Origin of the sequence: Actinomadura xylanilytica (assembly GCF_030283145.1) — a bacterium.
In the GTDB taxonomy this organism is placed as follows: Bacteria; Actinomycetota; Actinomycetes; order Streptosporangiales; family Streptosporangiaceae; genus Spirillospora; species Spirillospora xylanilytica.
In genome coordinates, this window is sequence record NZ_JASNWE010000001.1 from 2209166 (window position 1) to 2227805 (window position 18640).

The 18640-nt window shown below is 74.9% G+C and carries 9 protein-coding genes; 2 read left to right on the forward strand and 7 right to left on the reverse strand.

Annotated elements, in window-relative coordinates:
• Nucleotides 1–210: 210 nt before the first annotated feature.
• Nucleotides 211–2025, forward strand: a complete 1815-nt coding sequence (locus QP090_RS10310) for a serine/threonine-protein kinase (protein ID WP_285938367.1) — start codon at nt 211–213, stop codon at nt 2023–2025.
• 3 nt (nt 2026–2028) lie between these two features.
• Here QP090_RS10310 and QP090_RS10315 read toward each other — a convergent pair whose 3' ends face one another.
• The 6 genes from QP090_RS10315 to QP090_RS10340 all read right to left on the reverse strand — a co-directional run bounded on the left by QP090_RS10315 (nt 2029) and on the right by QP090_RS10340 (nt 14003).
• On the reverse strand, nt 2029–2739 hold the full coding sequence (locus QP090_RS10315) for an ABC transporter ATP-binding protein (RefSeq protein WP_285938368.1): 711 nt from the start codon (nt 2737–2739) through the stop codon (nt 2029–2031).
• Nucleotides 2732–3706 (reverse strand): ABC transporter ATP-binding protein, encoded by a 975-nt coding sequence (locus QP090_RS10320; protein WP_285938369.1) that lies wholly within the window; start codon nt 3704–3706, stop codon nt 2732–2734. Before QP090_RS10320 ends, QP090_RS10315 begins: the two co-directional genes overlap by 8 nt.
• A 16-nt stretch (nt 3707–3722) precedes the next feature.
• Complete coding sequence (locus QP090_RS10325; protein ID WP_285938370.1) at nt 3723–6431, reverse strand: FtsX-like permease family protein; 2709 nt, start codon at nt 6429–6431, stop codon at nt 3723–3725.
• Nucleotides 6428–9757, reverse strand: a complete 3330-nt coding sequence (locus QP090_RS10330) for an FtsX-like permease family protein (protein WP_285938371.1) — start codon at nt 9755–9757, stop codon at nt 6428–6430. The genes QP090_RS10325 and QP090_RS10330 overlap by 4 nt, the downstream gene beginning before the upstream one ends.
• Before the next feature lie 73 nt (nt 9758–9830).
• Entirely contained in the window at nt 9831–12347 is a 2517-nt protein-coding gene (locus QP090_RS10335; protein ID WP_285938372.1) for a nitrate- and nitrite sensing domain-containing protein, read from the reverse strand.
• A gap of 267 nt (nt 12348–12614) precedes the next feature.
• On the reverse strand, nt 12615–14003 hold the full coding sequence (locus QP090_RS10340; RefSeq protein WP_285938373.1) for a cytochrome P450: 1389 nt from the start codon (nt 14001–14003) through the stop codon (nt 12615–12617).
• Nucleotides 14004–14362: 359 nt separating this feature from the next.
• Between QP090_RS10340 and QP090_RS10345 the strand changes: the two genes are divergently transcribed.
• The gene (locus QP090_RS10345) at nt 14363–17341 is read left to right on the forward strand and encodes an AAA family ATPase (protein ID WP_285938374.1); all 2979 of its coding nucleotides are present in this window, start codon (nt 14363–14365) and stop codon (nt 17339–17341) included.
• Here QP090_RS10345 and QP090_RS10350 read toward each other — a convergent pair.
• Nucleotides 17338–18588, reverse strand: coding sequence for an alpha/beta fold hydrolase (locus tag QP090_RS10350; protein ID WP_285938375.1), 1251 nt, complete (start codon nt 18586–18588; stop codon nt 17338–17340). The genes QP090_RS10345 and QP090_RS10350 overlap by 4 nt on opposite strands.
• Between the last annotated feature and the right edge of the window lie 52 nt (nt 18589–18640).

An 18640-nucleotide genomic window follows, 5' to 3' on the forward strand; every position in this document is an offset into this window, starting at 1 on the left:
CGGGCCGTGGGTGGCCGGGACGGTCGGCGTCCAGCCGTTGGGCGCACCGGCGATGACGCGCTCCAGGTCCACTACGCGAATCCCTGATGGTCGCCGCCTCCGCCGATCACCATCCAGATCCGTCCCGGCGGCATCGTCCGAACAACCCGGACACGGGACCGTACATCTCAGAAAATGGGCGGCGATGTGCGTCCAAGGAGGAGATGTCCGGTGAGTGAGTGGCAGATCGCTGGGTTCGCGGAAGTGCGGGAGCTCGGCGCGGGCGCGCAGGGCCGGGTGGTGCTGGCCCGGCACGAGGAGTCCGGGGCGCCGGTCGCGATCAAGTACGTGACGTCGGCGGCCGGGCGGGACGTGGCGCGGCTCCGGCATGAGGCCCGGCTGCTCGGGCAGGTCGCCGACCCGCACGTGGCGCGGCTGTACCGGCTGGTGGAGAGCGAGCACGGCGCCGCGATCGTGATGGAGGCGGTGGACGGGGTGTCGCTGCGGCGCGTCCTCGCCGAGCGCGGGAGCCTCACCCCGGAGCAGTCGCTCCTGGTGCTGAAGGGATCGCTGGCGGGGCTGGCGGCGGCGCACGCGGCGGGCGTGGTGCACCGCGACTACAAGCCGGCGAACGTGGTGGTGCGGGCGGACGGGCTGAGCAAGCTGATCGACTTCGGCATCGCGGTGCCGGTGGGTGAGCAGGACCGGTCGGGCACCCCCGCGTACATGGCGCCCGAGCAGTGGCGCGGCGAGCCGGTCACCCCGGCGGCCGACGTGTACGCGGCAACATGCGTGTTCTTCGAGTGCCTGACGGGGCGCCGTCCGTTCACCGGTGACCTGGGCGCGCTCAGGAGCGGGCACCTGGACGCGCCGCCGCCTGTGGAGGACGTCCCGGACGGGCTGCGCGAACTGCTGGCGCGCGGGATGGCCAAGACGCCCGACGGGCGTCCGGCGGGCGCGGCGGTGTTCGTCCAGGAGCTGGAGTCCGCCGCCACAGCCGCGTACGGGACGGACTGGGAGGCGCGCGGCGTCCAGGCCCTCGCGGGCGCGGCGGTCGCACTCGCCGCGGTGTTCCCGCTGGCCGCGGCCGGGATCGCGCCCGTCGCCGCAGGCGGCGCGGTCGCGGCGGGTGGAACCGCGGCGGCAGGCGGAGCGGCGGCGGCGGCAGGCGGGACGACGGCGGCAGGCGGAGCGGCGGCTGGAGCGGGCGGTACTGCGGCGGCGGGGTCGGGGATTCTTGCCGGGGTCGGGGCCAAAGTCGCGGTGGCCGTGGCGGGGACGGCGGTCGTCGCGGGCGCCGGCGGGACGGCGGTCTACTCCGCGGGGCACGGTCGGGACGAGCCTCGGGTGCGTCCGGTCGCGGCGACGGTGTCCACCCAGAACGAGACGCTCAGCGGCGTGCCGGTGGCGGTCCGCGCGCAGTACGCGCAGATCAGCGGGCACCGCGACCCGGCCGTCCAGCGGAGGATCAACCAGGAGCTGCGCGCCCCACTGGACTGGAGCATCGACAGGATCAGGCAGGCGACGGCCCGGTCCCGCGCCCAGTGCAGCGGGCAGAGCCGGGTGAGCACCGCCGTCCGGATGGGCGTGCGGGGGCCGTCCCTCATCTCGGTGGTCTACAAGACCGACAACCGGTACTGCTTCCCGGCCGACGGGGCGCTGCCGGGCTGGGCGGTCACCCTGGACCTCAAGACCGGCCGCGCGTACACGGCGGAGGACATCTTCAAGCCGAGCACGCTCACGTCCGCCGGTCTCCAGGTGCTGTGGAGCCGCCTCACCAGCAAGGAGGGGACGTTCTGGGGCCCCGACGGGTGCATGGGCGACCACCCCCCGCAGCGGTCCGACTTCCTGCCGAGCAGCGAGCCCACCCTTGACGGGGGCAGGCAGAAGGGCCCGCCGTACGCGACGGTGTTCCTCGCGCCCGACCACTTCGAGGTGAACTGGTCGACGGAGGGCAGCGCCTGCACGTCCGACCAGCTCACCGGGCCGTACGCGAAGGTCCGCGACCTGCTCGAGCCGGACTTCGCCGCCCTGCTGCCCGGGTGAGCGTCAGGGGACGGCGGGCGCGGCCTCGGTGATGACGCCGTCGCTGAGGTCCAGGACGCGGTCGGCCATGCCGAGCAGGGTCTGGTCGTGCGTGGCGACCACGACGGTCACGCCCTCGCTCTGCACCACGGCGCGCAGCAGCGGCATGATGGCGCCCGCCGTCTCGGAGTCGAGCTGCCCGGTCGGCTCGTCGGCCAGGAGCAGCCGGGGGCGGTTGGCGAGGGCGCGGGCGATCGCGACGCGCTGCTGCTGCCCGCCCGACAGCTCGTAGGGGCGCTGCTCGGCGTGCTCGTCGAGGCCGACCAGCGCGAGGAGCAGCCGGACCCGCTCGGCGCGCTCGGCGGGCGCCATCCGGACGAGGCGGAGCGGCACCTCCACGTTCTCGGCCGCCGACAGCACCGGGATCAGCCCGTGCGACTGGAACACGAAGCCGATGGTCTCGCGGCGCAGCCGGATCAGGTCGTCCTCGCCGAGCCCGCCGACGTCCTGCCCGCCGACGCGGACGGTGCCGGCGTCCGGGGAGTCCAGGCCGCCGATCAGGTTGAGCAGGGTGGTCTTGCCCGATCCGGAGCGGCCCTTGACCGCCACCAGCTCGCCGGCGGGGATGGTGAACGACGCGCCGCGCAGCGCGGGCACCTCGATCCGTCCGGTCCGGTAGGTCCGGGTCAGCCCCTCGACGGCGACCATCGGCCCGTCCGATGCCGGTTCACTCATCGCGGGTCCCCTCCCCCTCGTCGGCGGGGCGCGGCCGGTCCGGCCAGACGCCCACGTGGTCGTCCTCCAGCGCCATCCGGACGCGTTCCTTCATGTCCAGCGCCTGGGTGAAGCCCTTGGGGAGCTGGACGCGGCCGGCCCGGTCCAGCACCGCGTACTCCTCGCTGACGCGGGTGCCGTCGGCGGAGTCGCGGCGGCGGACCTCGCTGCTGGTGCGGCCGTCGCGGATGCCGACCGTCCGGTCGACCTGCCCGGACACCTGGGCGTCGTGGGTCACCACCACGGTGGTGGTGCCGAGCTCCTGGTTGACCTGCCGCAGCGCCTCGAACACCTCGCCCGCGGTGACCGAGTCCAGCTCGCCGGTCGGCTCGTCGGCGAGCATGACGTGCGGCTCGTTCGCGACGGCGACGGCGATCGCGATCCGCTGCTGCTGCCCGCCCGACAGCTCGGCGGGACGGCGGCCCGCGCAGTCGCCGACGCCGAGCATGCCGAGCAGCTCGGCGGCGCGGATCGCGCGGGCCTTGCGGGACCGTCCGGCGAAGCGCATCGGCAGCTCGACGTTCTGGACGGCGGTGAGGTACGGGAGCAGGTTGCGGGCGGTCTGCTGCCAGATGAAGCCGACCTGCTCGCGGCGGAAGCCGAGCCGCTGCCGGGCCGTCATGGTGAGCAGGTCGGACCCGGCGACGCGGGCGACGCCGGCGGTCGGCACGTCCAGCCCGGACAGGATGTTGAGCAGCGTGGACTTGCCCGACCCGGACGCGCCGACGATCGCGACCAGCTCGCCGGGCTCGATCAGCAGGTCCAGGCCCTGGAGCGCGACGACCTCGACGCCGTCGGTCTGGTAGATCCGCACCAGGTTGTCGCACACGATGTGCGCGTCCGCGCCATAGACGGGGCCGCGGTCGGCGGCCCGGCGCTCCAGCTCGGCCAGGTCGGGCGCCTTGGGCGCCCCCGGTGCCGGGCTCATGTCCGGTCCCCCATGCTCAGTCTCCCGTTCTCAGGATCCCGCCGAGCCCCCGGCGGGAGTCGAAGGCGGCGTCGACGGCGAGGGCCGCGACGGCGGTCAGCAGCAGTGCCCCGGCGAGCACGAGCAGGGACGTCGCGTCCACCACGAGGGTCCCGGTGGCGTGGCCGCCGGTGTAGGAGCGCAGGTCCACGACGGGCCCGGTGATGCCCGGCAGCAGCAGGCCGAGCACCCAGCCGGCGACGACGGCGCTCAGCGTCACCGGGGCGATCTCGATGAGCGCGAGGCCGCGGCGCTGCCGCCGGCTCAGCCCGAGGACCTCCAGGTGGGCGACGGTGCGTCCGCGCGCGCGGGCGCCGACGACGAGCACCAGCAGCACGGCGAGGAGCCCGTACGCGGCGACGACGAGCGCGCCGCCGGCGAACGCGTCGTGCACGACCGACACCATGGGCGCCTCGGTCAGGGCGTCCAGCGCGGCCGACCGCGTGGTGACGACGCCGCCCGACCCGCCGAAGCCGGTCCCCTTGGGGATCGAGGCGGTCGTCGCGGCCCGCAGCCCGGCCGCGTCGATCCCGGCGCCCTTGGCGAAGACGTCGGTCGGGGCACCGGCCGGGACGCCGGGCAGCCGGTACGGGACGATCACGTACGGCGCGTCGCGCGGCTGGCCGGGGAACCCGGGCGAGGCGTCCAGCCGTCCGGCGGGGTTCACCTTGACCGGGGTCGCGCTGGCCGGTTCCAGGGTGATCGGACGGGACGTCCCGGCGAGGCGGGCCGCCTCCGGCGACAGCAGCGCGCTCGACGCGCCGGACGGGGCGGACGGCAGGGACGCGGCCTCGCCGCCGGCGAGCTCGCGGTAGGCGTCGAGGTCGATCGCGATGACGGTGATCTCGGTGCGGGTCCCGCCCGCCTCCGCCCCGCCCAGCCTGGCCGTGGTCACCCGCGCCGGGATCGCCCCGGTGACGCCGCGGACGGCGCGCACCCGGGCGACAACGCCGGGATCCAGTTCCTCGGCGGCGACGTGCGCGTCGGCGCCGACTTCGAGCCAGGCGGCGCGTTCCTGCCCGTGCCGCAGCGCGGTGTCGACGGTCGCGGCGAATCCCGCGACGGCGGCGGCCAGCAGCAGCACGACCAGGGGCAGCGCGGTGACCAGGTGCTGCCGGGAGGCGCGGGCCACGCCGACGAACGCGACGGTGGAGCGGCCCCGGCGCAGCAGCCGTCCGGCGAGGCGCAGCGGGTAGGCGTAGCCGCGCAGCACCAGCAGCCCGAGGGCGACGCCGAGCAGCACCGGAGCGGCGGCGATCAGCGGGTCGGTGCCGTGCTCGGCCTGTCCTTCCAGGCCGCGCCGCCGCAGCAGCATCACGCCGATGACGGCGAGCACCACGAACAGGGCCTCCACGACGAGGCGCGGCTTGGACGGCCGCGCCGCCGCGATGTCGCCGCGTCCGCCGTCGCCGCCCTGGGCCGCGTCGAGTCCGCTGCCCTGCCCCCGCACCACCAGCACGATCGGCAGGACGAGGACCAGCACGGCCAGGATGCCGACCGCGTACGCCGACACCCACTGCGGCGGCCCGAGATCGGCCAGCAGCCCGAGGCCGGTTCCCGCCGCGGCGGCGGGCAGCACCGCGAGCGCGGCCAGCCCGCCCACCGGGACGGCGATCTGCCGGAGCGCGGCGCCGCGCGCCCGCATCGTCCCGAGGATCGGGCGGAGCCGCTCGCCGAGCAGCCCGGCGGCGAGCAGCAGCACCCCGGCCGCCACGGCCAGCAGCCCGCTGAACATCAGGCTGAGGATCGTCTCGGCGGTGCGGTTCTGCCCGAAGAAGGTGGTGAGGCGGCCGTCCAGCGCGGTGACGACCTGGCAGGGGAACACGTCGGCGCGGCCGGACACGGTGGCCCGGAAGGCGGTCAGCTCGCCGGCCATCTTCCGGGCGTCGGCGGTGCTGACCGAGCCGGGGCGGATCGGCAGCCGCCAGCTGTAGTTCAGCGTGCGCCCGGGACCGTCGAGCAGGCGCCGGTAGCCGACCGGGTCGAGCAGCAGGGTGGCCTGCTCGGCCTCGACGCCGTCGCCGACGACGATCGTCTCCGGGGAGAGCATCCCGGCCCGGATCCGCCAGTACTGGTCGGACGCGCTGCGCGGCTCGTACAGCGCGGCGATCTCGACACGCAGCGGGGCGCCCCGCTCGACCGACTCGTCGCCGAGCGTGATCTCGTCGCCGACCTTGTAGCCGAGCTTGTCGGCGTACTTCTTGGAGGCCGTGACCTTGAGCGGCGCGTCCTTCTGGTCGGTCAGGTCGTCGCCGGGCTCCGCGCCGGCCACGTAGCGGACGCGCTGGAGCGCGCCGAGGTCCCAGGACAGGTAGGCCAGCCGGGGCTTCTCGAAGGTGCCCTGCGCGGCCATCCGGGTGGTGGTGATGGACATCTCGGGGATGTCGCTCACCGCCCGGAAGGTGGGCGGGAGCGCCGACTGCCAGTCCTCGCTCTGGAACGTCATGGCCTGGATGTCCGGGATCGACCTGCGGCCCTGGGCGGACGGCACCGACGCCTCGACCCGCAGGTCGGCGTCGCCGCCGACCGCGTCGCCGCCGACCGCGGCGTCGGCGGCGCGGTCGTAGCCCGCGGCCGTCCGGGCCGGGACCGCGACGGCGAGCAGCGCCGACAGCAGTGTCAGGACGGCGAGCGCCACGAGCGGCGCCCACTGCGCGCGGACCAGCCGCGTGAACGGGCCGTTCATCGGTCCTCCCCCGCCCGCAGGCCGGCGGTCAGCCCCCGGCGCCGCAGCACCCGGATCAGCAGCAGGAGCACCAGCCCGAGGATCGCCGCGACCCCGGCGAGCATGGCCAGCACCAGCGGCCACCGCACCACCAGGTCGGCGGGCGGGTACGACGGCGCGGCCTGCACGTTCAGCACGATGTCGGGGACGACGAGCTGGGCCACCACCAGGCCGAGCACCAGCCCCCCGGCGAGGCCGAGCACGACCAGGAACGCCTGCTCGACGGCGAGCATCCCGGCGAGCTGCCCGGACCGCACGCCGAGCGTCCGCAGCACGGTGAACTCCCTGGTCCGTTCCCGGACCGAGACGGCCGCGTTCACCACGAAGGCGATCACGGCGAACGCGAGCGCGGCGCCGAAGCCGAGCATCAGCGCGCCCTGGAGCGCGGCGCCGAGCGGGGCGTCGCGGAGCTCGTCGCGGAGCGCGATCCGGTCGCCCTCGGCCGTCCCCCACGCGCTGTGCGCGGCCAGCTCGCGGACGGCCGGGGCGGTCCGCTCGCCGCGCACCGACGCCCACCACTCGGCGGGCCGGACGGACTCGGGCCCGGCGCTGCCGGCCGCGATCCGCCGCTCGGCGAGGGTCGGCAGGTCCACCAGCGCGGCGGGCTGGTCGGGCGGCGTGGAGGGCAGCGCCCGCACCACCGCGGTCACCTTGACCGGCTGGTCGCCGTCGCCGGTGGCGAGGGTGGTCGTCCCGCCGACCCCGACGTGCACGCGGGAGGCCAGCTTCTCGGTGACGACGGCGGGGACCACGGGCAGGAGCCGGGCGTTGGCGGCCTGCCCGCCGTGCTTGGGCGCGGTCCCGGCGGTGAGCAGCGCGTTCACCACGGCGCCCGACCCCCCGCGCTCGAACGTCGCCGGGGTGGCGGAGAGCGACACCGACAGCGGCCCCTCTCCACGTCCGGCCGTGGGCGCCTTGCGCAGATTCGGGGCGAACACGTCCCATCCGGTGCCGTGCGGCATCCTCACCTCACCCGCGCCGGTACCGCCCTCGCCGCGCATCTTCAGCAGGTCGAGGGTGAGGGCGCCGGACGTGGGGTTGTCGTCGTAGCCGTACTGGAGGCCGCGGATCGACAGCGGATGGCTGAGCACGCCGCCGGGTCCGGCGAGGCCGGCGGTGTCCACCTCGGCCGTGTGGGTCCGCCCGTCGACCGCGAGCCCGGTCAGCGGCGCGGTGTGGGTCAGCCCGCGCGCGTCCTCGATGATCGCCTTGGCCTGGAAGGCGCCCGCCGGGGCCGTCTCCCCGGGCGCCGCCTTCAGCCGCAGGTCGAACAGCAGCCGCTCGGGACGGCCCGGCACGGGGGCCACCGGCACCGCGGGACGCGCCGCCGCCAGCCGCCCGAGGTCCATGCCGCGCAGCAGGTCGGGCCGGACGCGCAGGATCGGGCCGAGCGCCTTGGCGTCGGCGGCGAGCAGGATCGCGGGGCCGTTCCCGACGGTGGCGTCCTTGCGCACCACCGCGGTCGCGGCGGTGACGCCGGGCAGCGCGGCGAACCGGCCGCCGAGCCCGAGGGTCGCCGGGCCGCCGGGCGCGCTCGGCGCCGCCAGCCGCAGGTCGGCGGCGCTCTGGAAGGCGGCCTGGTCGGACTGCGACCTGCGCCAGGTCGCCATCGTCGTGACCGACAGCACCCCGACGGCCATCGCCATCACCAGCAGCAGCGCCGGGCCCGCGTAGCGGAGCTGCCGGCGGCTCACCTGCCGGGCGCCGAGCACGGGCGCCAGGCCCCGGCCGCGCGAGGCGGCCCGCTCGGCGGTGCTGGAGGCCACCGGCACCAGCCGCAGCAGCAGCACCCCGCCCGCGAGCAGCGCCAGCGCCGGGCCGGACACGATGAACGGGTCGATGCCCGACGCCGCTCCGTCCGAGCCCGTCCCGGACGTGGACGCGGCGCCGCCGTACCGGGTGAGCTGCCAGATCCCGAGCCCCGCGACGACCAGCAGCGCCAGGTCGGCGCCCGAGCCCTTCAGCCCGCCGCGCCGGGACCGGCCGATCGACGTCTGCGCCTCGACGAACGTCCGGTTGGCGCCGCGCAGCGTCGGGACGATCGACACCACCGCGCAGACCAGCGCGGTGGTGACCGACACCGCCCACAGCGGCGCGAGCGGCCCGGCGTCCAGGCTCAGGCCGGACGCCCGCACCGCCGGGGCCAGCCCCGCCACCCGCAGCAGCGGGCCCGCCAGCAGCGGCCCGAACACGGCGGCGGGCAGCACGGTGAGCAGCCCCTCGGTCAGGCTGATGCCCGCGAGTTGCCGGATCCCCACCCCGCGGGTGCGCAGCAGCGCCACCTCGGTGCGCCGGTGGTCGGCGAGCAGCCGCGCCACCAGCAGCCAGGCGTAGGCGGCCAGCAGGACGAGCTGGAGCACCGGCATCAGCATCGTGGACCTGGCGACCAGCACCGCGCCGTCGACCTGCGCGAGCAGGTCCGGCAGGGCGGTCGTGGCGGTGAAGCGGGTGCTGCCGCCGCCGGCCTTGGTGAAGACCGCGCCGCCGTCCCGCACCCGCTGCCCGAGCCCCTTCAGGTCACCGGCCTCGACGCCGCGCATGTCGGGCAGCACCGTCCACCGGATCTCGGTGCCGCTGCCGGTTCCGGCGGCGGTGAAGCGGGCCGCGAACGCCTCGGGCCGCACCACGAACGGCCCGTAGGTGGTGTAGTCGAGCCGCTCGGTGCCGGTGGTGACCAGCCGGTCGCCCTGCCAGAAGTACTCGTCGGGCCGCGGCACCTCGAACAGGCCGACCACCGTGACCTTGGCCGTCGAGGCGCGGTCGACGCGGCCGTGCATGGTCAGGGTGTCGCCCACGCCGACGCGCAGCGACCGCGCCGCGGCGGCGGGGAGCGTCGCCTCCAGCGCGGCGTCGCGGCCCGCGGCCGGCGCCGCCGCGGGCCAGCGGCCCTGCGCCAGCCGGGCGTGCCCCTCGATCCCGTCGTAGCTGGCGAACGCCGTCAGCTCGGGATGGCCCTCGTCCTCCTGACCGGGCAGGGTGAACGAATCGCTGCGGACGGCGGTGGACACCGTCAGCGGGACGTCCCGGTAGATCTGGCGCAGTGCCTGGTCGATCTGCCCGCGGGCGGTGTCGAACCCGCCCGCGGGCACCGACGCCGCGATCCTGGTGCCGGACGTCTCGAAGGACGCCCCGGCCAGCGTCCGGCGCAGTCCCTCGCGCGTCACCGTCCCCGCGTACCCGACCAGGGCCGCCAGCACGGTGGTCGCGAAGAGCGCCGTCGCGCAGGCGGCGAGCACCAGCGTCCGGTCGCCGGCCATCCTCCTGATCACGAGCCCCGATTGCCGCATAGGCGGAAATGATCAACCGAGGGTGACGCCCACCACAACCCCTTTCGGGATTTCTTGCTCTGTTTGGAACAATTCAGGCGTCCGGGGCGTCGTCCTCTCCCCGCCGTTCGCCCTGCGCGTTCCCGTCGGAGGCGCCGTCGTCGTCCGGCTCGTCCGCATGTGGTCCGGCCGCGCCGGACTTCCCGTCCTGCTCCGGAGCCTCCGGGGCCCCGGCGGTGTCAGGGCCGCCGGCCCCGGACTCCCCGGGGTTCTGGACCTGGTCGGCGGCGGCCCGGCCGCGGATCGTGCCGCGCTGGTAGGCGCCCATGATCCGCTGCACGTCCGCGGGCGACCGGCCGAGGTCCTCGGGCTCGGGCTCCTCGTCGGACGCCGGGGCGTCGGCGCGCAGCGCCGGGGCCAGGCTCTCCTGCGGCTTGCGGATCGGGAGCCCGCCCGGGGTGAGGGTGTCGTCGTCCTCCGGCTCGCCGCCGCGCCCGCCCCGGCCGCCGCGTCCCCCGGCCGGGACCGCGGCGGGCCGGTCGAGCCGGGCCGGCCGGGTCGGCAGCGGCCCGGCGTCGGCCTCGTCGTCGGCCTCGTCGTCGGAGCCGGACGGCTCGGGCGTCGGCAGCGCGACCAGGGCGGGGGCCTCGGGACGGGCCGTCGACAGCACCGCCAGGTTGCCGCGTCCGGGCGGGTCCTGCACGGCGGCGGGACGCGCCGGGGCGGCGGCCGGAACCGGGGCGGGCGCGGCGGCGACACCCGCGCCGACCAGCGGGCGCTCGGGCTCGGCGGACCGCTCGAACAGGGCCTCGGGTAGCAGCACCACCGCGGTGACGCCGCCGTACGGGGACCGCTTGAGCGTGGTGGTGATCAGGTGCCGGCGGGCGATCAGCCCGGCGACCAGCAGGCCGAGCCGCTCCTCGGGTGCCACGTCGAACTCCGGCGGGGTGGCGAGCATGTGGTTGGCCGACTCCAGCCGGTCGGGGTCCAGGCCGAGGCCCTTGTCCTCGATCGCGACCGCGAACCCGTTGGGGGTCATCTGGCCGCTGATCTCCACCGTGGTGTCCGGGCTGGAGAAGCTCAGCGCGTTCTCGATCAGCTCGGCGAGCAGCCGGATGACGTCGATCACCGCGTGCCCGCGCAGCCACGCGGGGTCGATCCGCTGGAACGTGGCGCGCTCGTAGTTCTCCACCTCACTGACCGCGGCGCGGATCACGTCCAGGATCGGGACCGGCCGGCGCCACACCCGGGTGGGCTGGCCGCCGGAGAGCTGCACCAGGTTCTCGGCGTTGCGCCGGGCGCGGGTGGTCAGGTGGTCCAGCCGGAGCAGGTCCTCCAGCTCCTTGCCGGCCAGGTCCTCGCGGCGCTCCATCCGGTCGATCATCTGGAGCTGCCGGTTGACCAGGCTCTGGTTGCGCTGCGCCAGGTTGCGCAGCGTCTTGCGGAAGCCGGCGCGCTGCTCGGCCTGCTGGACGGCCGCGGTGATCGCGGTCTCCTGCACCCGGTTGAACGCCCTGCCGACCCGGCCGATCTCGTCGTCGCCGAACCGCAGCGGCGGCGCCTGCGCGGCGACGTCGACCTTCTCACCGTGGCTCAGCCGGGTCATCACCTCGGGCAGCGCGACGTCGGCCAGCTCCTCGGCCGCGATCCGCAGCCGGTTGAGCTGCCGGAGGATCGCGCGCGCGGTGGTGAAGGCCAGCACGATGGAGGCGAGGACCGCGAACAGCCCGAGACCGACGACCAGGATCACCCGGGCCAGCACGCCGTAGCCGACCGGCACGGCCCGCTCCACCACCTCGTCACCACCCGTGTCGATGGCCTGGTCGATCTGGTCGAGGACGGGCCGGGTGAGCGACTGCCACTGCGCCGCGGTCACCCCGGGCCGCAGTTTGGCACGCTGCTTCATCGCCAGCACCCGGTCCTCGGTGACGCGCAGCGCGGTGAACGGTCCGCTCCGGTGCAGCGCCGCGACCCGGGCGCGGTCGGCGGGCGGGAGCTGCCGGGTCGCCTCGTCCATCCCGTACCGCTGGACGCCGACCGCCTGGCTGAACCGGTTGAACTCGCCCGAGGTGAACCGGCCAACGGCGATCACCCCGGCCATCTGCGCGTCCTCGCGGGCCAGCAGCTCGCGGGCGCGGGTGAGCGCGACCAGCGCGCGGCCGTCGGAGGAGACCCCCTCGTCGTCCAGCGCGGTGTTGAGCAGCACGATGGAGAACGCGGAGTCGATCGCCAGGTTGTAGGCCTGCGCGACACCCGCGCGATCGGCGGTGCCGCCGTCGACGGCGCTGCGGACGGCGGTCAGCGCCTCCAACCGCTTGCGGGTCTCGGCCACGTGGCCGACGACCTTGTCCGGGGCGTCCTTGGCGGTGCGGCCCCAGGAGGTGACGAGCTGGTCGGTCCGGGCCCGCTGATCGGCCAGCCCGGGCACGATCACGCCATGCCGGCCGAGCTGGATCATCGACAGTCGGCGCTCGTCCTGGAGCATGTTGATCAGGGACTTGGTGGGCCGGCCGACCGACGTGTCGATCTGGCCGGCCTCCAGCAGGTTCCAGCCGTCGCGCACGGTCACCCAAGCCGCGAACCCCCAGAGCGCGACAAGGGACAGCAGCATGGCCGTGATCTTCGCCCGCACACGTGTGTTGCGGGCGGCGGGTGACTTGCGCAGGCGCATCAACCAGTCCTCAAGCGATCCAAGGGGGGACAGGGACCGGGGAGGGCGCCCGTGCGCCCTCAGAGGTGGAGGAGACGGCGGGGCGGAGACCCTCAGGTCCCTGATTGCACGCAAAACACCCTAGCAACGCCGCTTTCGTCATGATCGCGGAACGTGGCCTTCACCTCGGCGCGCCAGGGAGGCGCAGGCCGCGTTCCGCTCGCCCGGCTACCTCGGGACGAGCTCCAGTTCGACGGACTCGCGCGGCTGGAGGGTGAGGGAGAGGCGGGGCTCGACCGGTGCGCCGTGCAGCCCGACCCGGTACCGGGTCAGCAGGGTCGCCACGATCAGCGACGCCTCCTGGCTGAAGAAGTGCTGCCCGAGGCACTGGTGGCCGCCGTCCCCGAACGGCAGGTAGGCCAGCGGGTGCCGGGCCCGGACCCGCTCGCGGGTGAAGCGGTCCGGGTCGAACTCCAGCGGACGCTCCCACACGTCCTCCACCCGGTGGGTCAGGTACGGGGAGATGACCAGCGTGGACCCGGCCGGGATCGGCACGCCGCCGATCACGTCGTCCGCGGTGGCCATCCGGGGCACCGCCCAGCCGACCGAGTAGATCCGCAGCACCTCGTTCAGCATCTGGTTGGTGTAGGTGAGCTGCCGGATGTGCTCGCGCCGCGGCCGGCCGCCGCCGACCACCCGGTCGACCTCCTCCTGGACCCGGGCGTAGACCTCCGGGTTCTGCGCCAGCGCGACCCACACCCAGGTCAGCGCGATCGCGCTGGACTCGCTCCCGGCCACGAACAGCGCCACGATGTCGTCGCAGATCTGCTCGTCGGTGAGCGACTCCCCGCCGGCACCGGTCCCGTTCAGCAGCCGGGTGACGACGTCGTCGCCGTCGCGCGGGCCCTTCCGGGCCGCGGTGATGACCGGCCGCAGGATCTCGTTCACCGTGCGGGTCGAGCGGTGGAACGCGCGGTCACCCGGCATCGGGACCCGGTGCGGGACGAACGGCATCGCCATCCGCCACAGCAGCGACCCCATCGCGGTGGCGATCGCGGCGCCGAGCCGGTCGCCCTCCTCGTCGGGCACCAGGTTGCCGAAGAAGACCGGGTTGATGACGCGCTGCACCATCCGGGTCATCTCCAGGCCGGCGTCGACCGGCCGGCCGGGCCCGACCCGCGTGCCGAGGTCGTCCACCGCGCCGCTGACCGAGGTGATCATCTGCTCGCTCATCGCGGCGAGGTATCTGGCCGAGAACGCCGATTGGAGGATCTCCCGGCTGGCCTGCCACTGGTTGCCCTCGCCGCCGATCCCGCCGCCGGTCAGCCGCCCGAGCGCGCTCCACATCGCCGCGCCGCGCGGGTAGTTCTCCGCGTGCGTGCGCAGGACGTGCTCCAGGTCCCGGGGGTGGGTGACCAGGAAGGGGCGGAACGGGCCGACGTTCATCCGGGTGATCGACCCCTGCGATTGCCGGCCGGCCGAGTCGAGGAAGCCGAGGGCGCCGCCGCGCCGCACGTCCGACAGCAGCCGGCGCAGCGGGATGACGTGGGGGGCGCGGCGCGCGCGGGGCGGACGGGGCGACCTGGCGGCGGTCCCGGATCCGATGGCGGTCGACATGACGGTTCCCTCGCTGGTTCTCGGACATAGGCCGATAACGGGCAGAAGTCACATGCAGAACAGGAGTGATGATCTTGCACTCAAGTATCACATAGCTCACTTTTCGCCACAAGATCGACGAGGGGAGGGCTTCGCGCCCCTGACGGCATGCTCCGATCACCGGTCAGCGAATCCTCCGACAACCGGAAAACCCGTCAGATAACTGAGAATCTCGCCACACACCCCGCCAAATTGACCACACGCGCACGTCCTGCCACACCAGGTGACGCCCCGTCCGGCGGATGTCACGACCCCGGCCGCGTGACGGTGGCGGAGTCCGGCACGATGGGGGCGACCCGATCGACCCCCGGAGGAGACGCATGCTCGGAATGGTGGTGTCGCAGACGAGGCCGAACGCGTTCCGCACGATCCTGGACGCGCTCCAGGCGCCCGGATCGGGACCGCGGCACATCCTGATCGAGCCCGGCACCTACCGCGCCGACGCCTGCCGCTGCTGGTGCACCGCGGTCATCACCGCGGCCGAGGGGCGCGGGTCGGTCGTCATCGACTGCTCCGACGAGTACCTCCTCCGGTCCGAGGGCCACCTCACGCTGCGCGGCCTGGTCCTGCGGAACTGGCACGACTCCGGCACGGTGCTCGACGTGACCGGCGGCACCGCCATCGTCGAGGACTGCGAGTTCGTCAACGCGTCCGACACCGCGCTGAACGCCTGGAACGCGGCGGAGCTGTTCCTGCGCGACAGCCTCGTGCGGGACGCCGGGATCTCCTACAACGACTCCGCCGGGATGATCGAGCGCAGCGCGGTCATCGACGCGTCCGCGTGCGGGATCGCCCTGCACAGCGGCAGCAAGGTCACCGTGCGCGGCAGCCTGGTGCGCGGCGCCGGGGAGCACGGCGTCTGGGTGAGCTCCGGCGCGTCCCCGCTGATCCAGGACTGCATGGTCGAGGACGCCGAGTTCGCCGGCATCCTGGTGCAGGACCACGCCAACGCCTCCATCCAGGGCGGCGCGATCCGGCGGGCCGGGCAGAGCGGCCTGGTCGTCCGCGACAAGGCCGCGGCCGACGCGCGCGGCCTCCTGGTCGAGGGCGCGGGCGCGGACGGGGTGTGGGTCACGACGTCGGGCTCGCTGACGGCGGCCGAGGTGACCGTCCGAGACTCCGGCAACCACGGGTTCTCCCTGGACGAGCGCGGCACCGGGCGCTTCGCCGACTGCACCGTCGAGGACGCGGGCGAGGCCGGCGTGGCCGTGTGCGACAAGACCACCGCCGCCGTCACCGGCGGCACCCTCACGCGCACCGACATCGGCGTTCTGGTGCTGACGGGCGGCACGCTCCACCTGGACCGCACCCGCGTGCGCGAGCACAGGGCCATCGGCATCGCGGTGCACGACCGTGCGCACGCCGACCTGCGCGGCTGCACGGTCACGGGCGGCACCGGGCCGGGTCTGGTGTTCGAGCGGGGCGCCGACGTCCGCTCCGAGGGCCTCGTCTCCGAGGACAACACCCGGCCCGACCTGATCGGCATCGAGTTCGAGGCCGCCGGCGCGCCCGCGTCCGCGTCGTCCGGCGGCGAAGCCCGGTCCGCGCCCGCGCCCGCCTCCGGCGCCGCCGCCGCCTCCGCCGCCGGGCGGTCCGGCGCCGGGACCGAGACCGGCGCCCCCGGGCAGGACGTCGCCGCGCTGCTCGCTGAGCTCGACGCGATGATCGGGCTCGACGGGGTGAAGCGGGAGATCGACAAGCTGGTCAAGCTGCTGCGCGTCGCCGAGCGGCGCCGCGCCGCCGGGCTGCCGGAGGGCCCGGCCATCGGACGGCACATGGTCTTCTCCGGCGCGCCCGGCACCGGGAAGACCACCGTCGCGCGGCTCTACGGCAAGATCCTCGCCGCGCTCGGCGCCGTCGCGTCCGGCGGGTTCAGCGAGGTGTCGCGCGGCGACCTGGTCGGCACGGTGCTCGGCGAGACGACCGAGAAGACCACCCGCGTGTTCGAGGAGGCGCGCGGCGGCGTCCTGTTCATCGACGAGGCCTACGCGCTGTCACGGCGCTTCGGCACGGGCGCCGACTTCGGCCAGGAGGCCATCGACACCCTGGTCAAGCTGATGGAGGACCACCGCGACGAGGTCGTGGTGGTCTTCGCCGGGTACCCGTCCGAGATGCGCGGGTTCCTGGCCGCCAACCCGGGGCTGGGCTCGCGGATCAGCCGCACGATCGAGTTCGAGAACCACGGCCCCGCCGAGCTGACCGCGATCACCCTGCAACTCGCGGACCAGTACGGCTTCCGCTTCAGCCCCGAGGCCCGCGACGTCCTGCTCGCCCACTTCCAGCGGGTGCGGCGCGGCGAGTCGTTCGGCAACGGCCGCGAGTCCCGGCGGGTCTTCGAGGCCGCGATCGAGCAGCAGGCGCTGCGCCTCGCCGACCTCGACACCGACGCGTCCCCCGAAGCCCTGACCACCCTCGTGCCCGAGGACCTGGCGGGCGTCGCCGGCGACGGCCTCGCCCTGCGGTTCGGCGACGCCCGCGACCCCGGCCGGCTCACCGCCGTCCTCGACCGGCTCGCCGCGATGACCGGGCTGGACGAGGTCAAGGGCCAGGTCCGCGACGTCCTGGACCTGATCGCGACCGCGCGCCGCCGCGACCAGGCCGGCCTCCCCGCCGACCCCGTCCCCGGCCACCTGGTCTTCTCCGGCCCGCCCGGCACCGGGAAGACCACCGTCGCGCGGCTCTACGCGGAGCTGCTCGCCGCCCTCGGCGTCCTCGCCCGCGGCCAGGTCGTCGAGGCGTCCCGCACCGACCTGGTCGGCTCGTACGTCGGGCGCACCGCCGAGCAGACCACCGAGGTCTTCGAGAAGGCGCGCGGCGGCGTGCTGTTCATCGACGAGGCGTACGCGCTGTCGCGGTCGGTCGGCGACGGCCACGACTTCGGCCAGGAGGCCATCGACACCCTGGTCAAGCTGATGGAGGACCACCGCGACGAGGTCGTGGTCATCGTCGCGGGCTACGCCGCCGAGATGGACGGATTCCTCGGCGCGAACCCCGGCCTGGCCTCCCGCTTCGCCCGCGTCCTCACGTTCGCCCCGTACGGCCTGGACGACCTGCTGACCATCCTCACCCGGACGGCGGAGACGTCCGGGTTCGAGCTCCCGGACGCGACCACCGCCGCGGCGCGCGCCCACCTGGCGTCCAGCGACCGCTACGCGCAGGGGAACGGCCGCGAGGTGCGCAAACTCCTGGAGGAGATGCGCACCCGCCACGCCCGCCGGATCGCCCGCCTGGGACGCGAAGGCCACCCCGTCAGCGACGACGCCCTGCGGATCCTGCTGCCCGAGGACGTCCCCGCCTAGACCTCACCCCGCATCATCGCGATGAGCCGGTCGAGCACCCGCGCGTCGGCCGACAGCCCGTTGTGCGCGTACTCACTGGTGACCCACGTGCGGACGCCCGGAATCGACGCGGCCGTCTCCAGCGACAGCTCGCGGTCGACGTACATGTCGTCGTAGTAGACGGCCGCCGCCACCGGCACGGTGTTCGCGGCCAGCCGCTCCGCGTCGTACAGGGCGGGCCACTCGTGGGACGCCAGCAGCTCGGCGGTCTCGCGCAGCGGGGTCAGCGCCGGGTCCTCCTCGAAGAACCACGGGTAGATCATCTCCCCCACGAACGAGAACGGCTCGGCCTCCAACTGCGGGAACTCGCCCCGGACCCGTTCCGCAGACCAGTCGGACACCGTCCCGTTGCAGACGCACGCCTCGTGCACGAGCGCGTACAGCGGCTGCGCCGCGTACGACACGGTCGCGCCCACGTCCTGGAGGAACGTGTCCGACAGGACACCGTCCCCCACGAACGCCTCGTCCAGCGTGTAGTGCAGGTCGTCGAACCGGCTGGACGAGCCGAGCCCCAGCCCGAGCGTCTGGAACCGGCGTGCCGTGAGCCGCTCCCCAGTGGGCAGCCGCACATCGTGCTCGGCCAGATGCCGCGCGATCCGCCCGGCCACGTCCCGGTCGCCGGGGTAGCGCGCGAAGTACCGCTCGTTCGCCGCGAGCACCCTCGGATACGCGGTGCGGTACCACTCGTCCGGCGTGGCGGTCAGGCTGGGCAGTCCCCCGGTGATGAACACCTCGCGCAGCCCCTCCGGGGCCAGCGACAGGTAGGTGACGGCGCAGAACCCGCCGAAGCTCTGCCCCAGCACGCTCCAGGGCCGGTCCCCGACGAGCCGCCGCCTGAAGAGCTCGGCATCCCGCACGATCGAGTCGGCGCGGAAGTGCCGCAGGTGGTCGGCGGCCTTCTCCGGCAGCGTCTGCCGGGTGGCGGGCGTGCTCCGTCCCGTACCGCGCTGGTCGAGCAGCAGCACCCGGTACTCCTTGAGCGCCCGGGGCAGCCAGGCCGCCGGCGAGGCCCCCGGCCGGGGCGCCTTGTTGCCGGGCCCGCCCTGGAGGAACACCAGCCACGGCAGGTCGTCCCCCTCCCGTCCGGGCGCCACCACCTCCCGCGCGAACACCTCGATCTTCGGCCCGTCCGGCTCGGCATGGTCGAGCGGGACGTCGAGGACATGGTCGGTGCACACGAAGCCGGGACGGCGAAAGCTGATCGTCATCCCCCCACTATCACCCGGGCCGGCCACCACGGGCCACCCGGGCGCGGTGCCG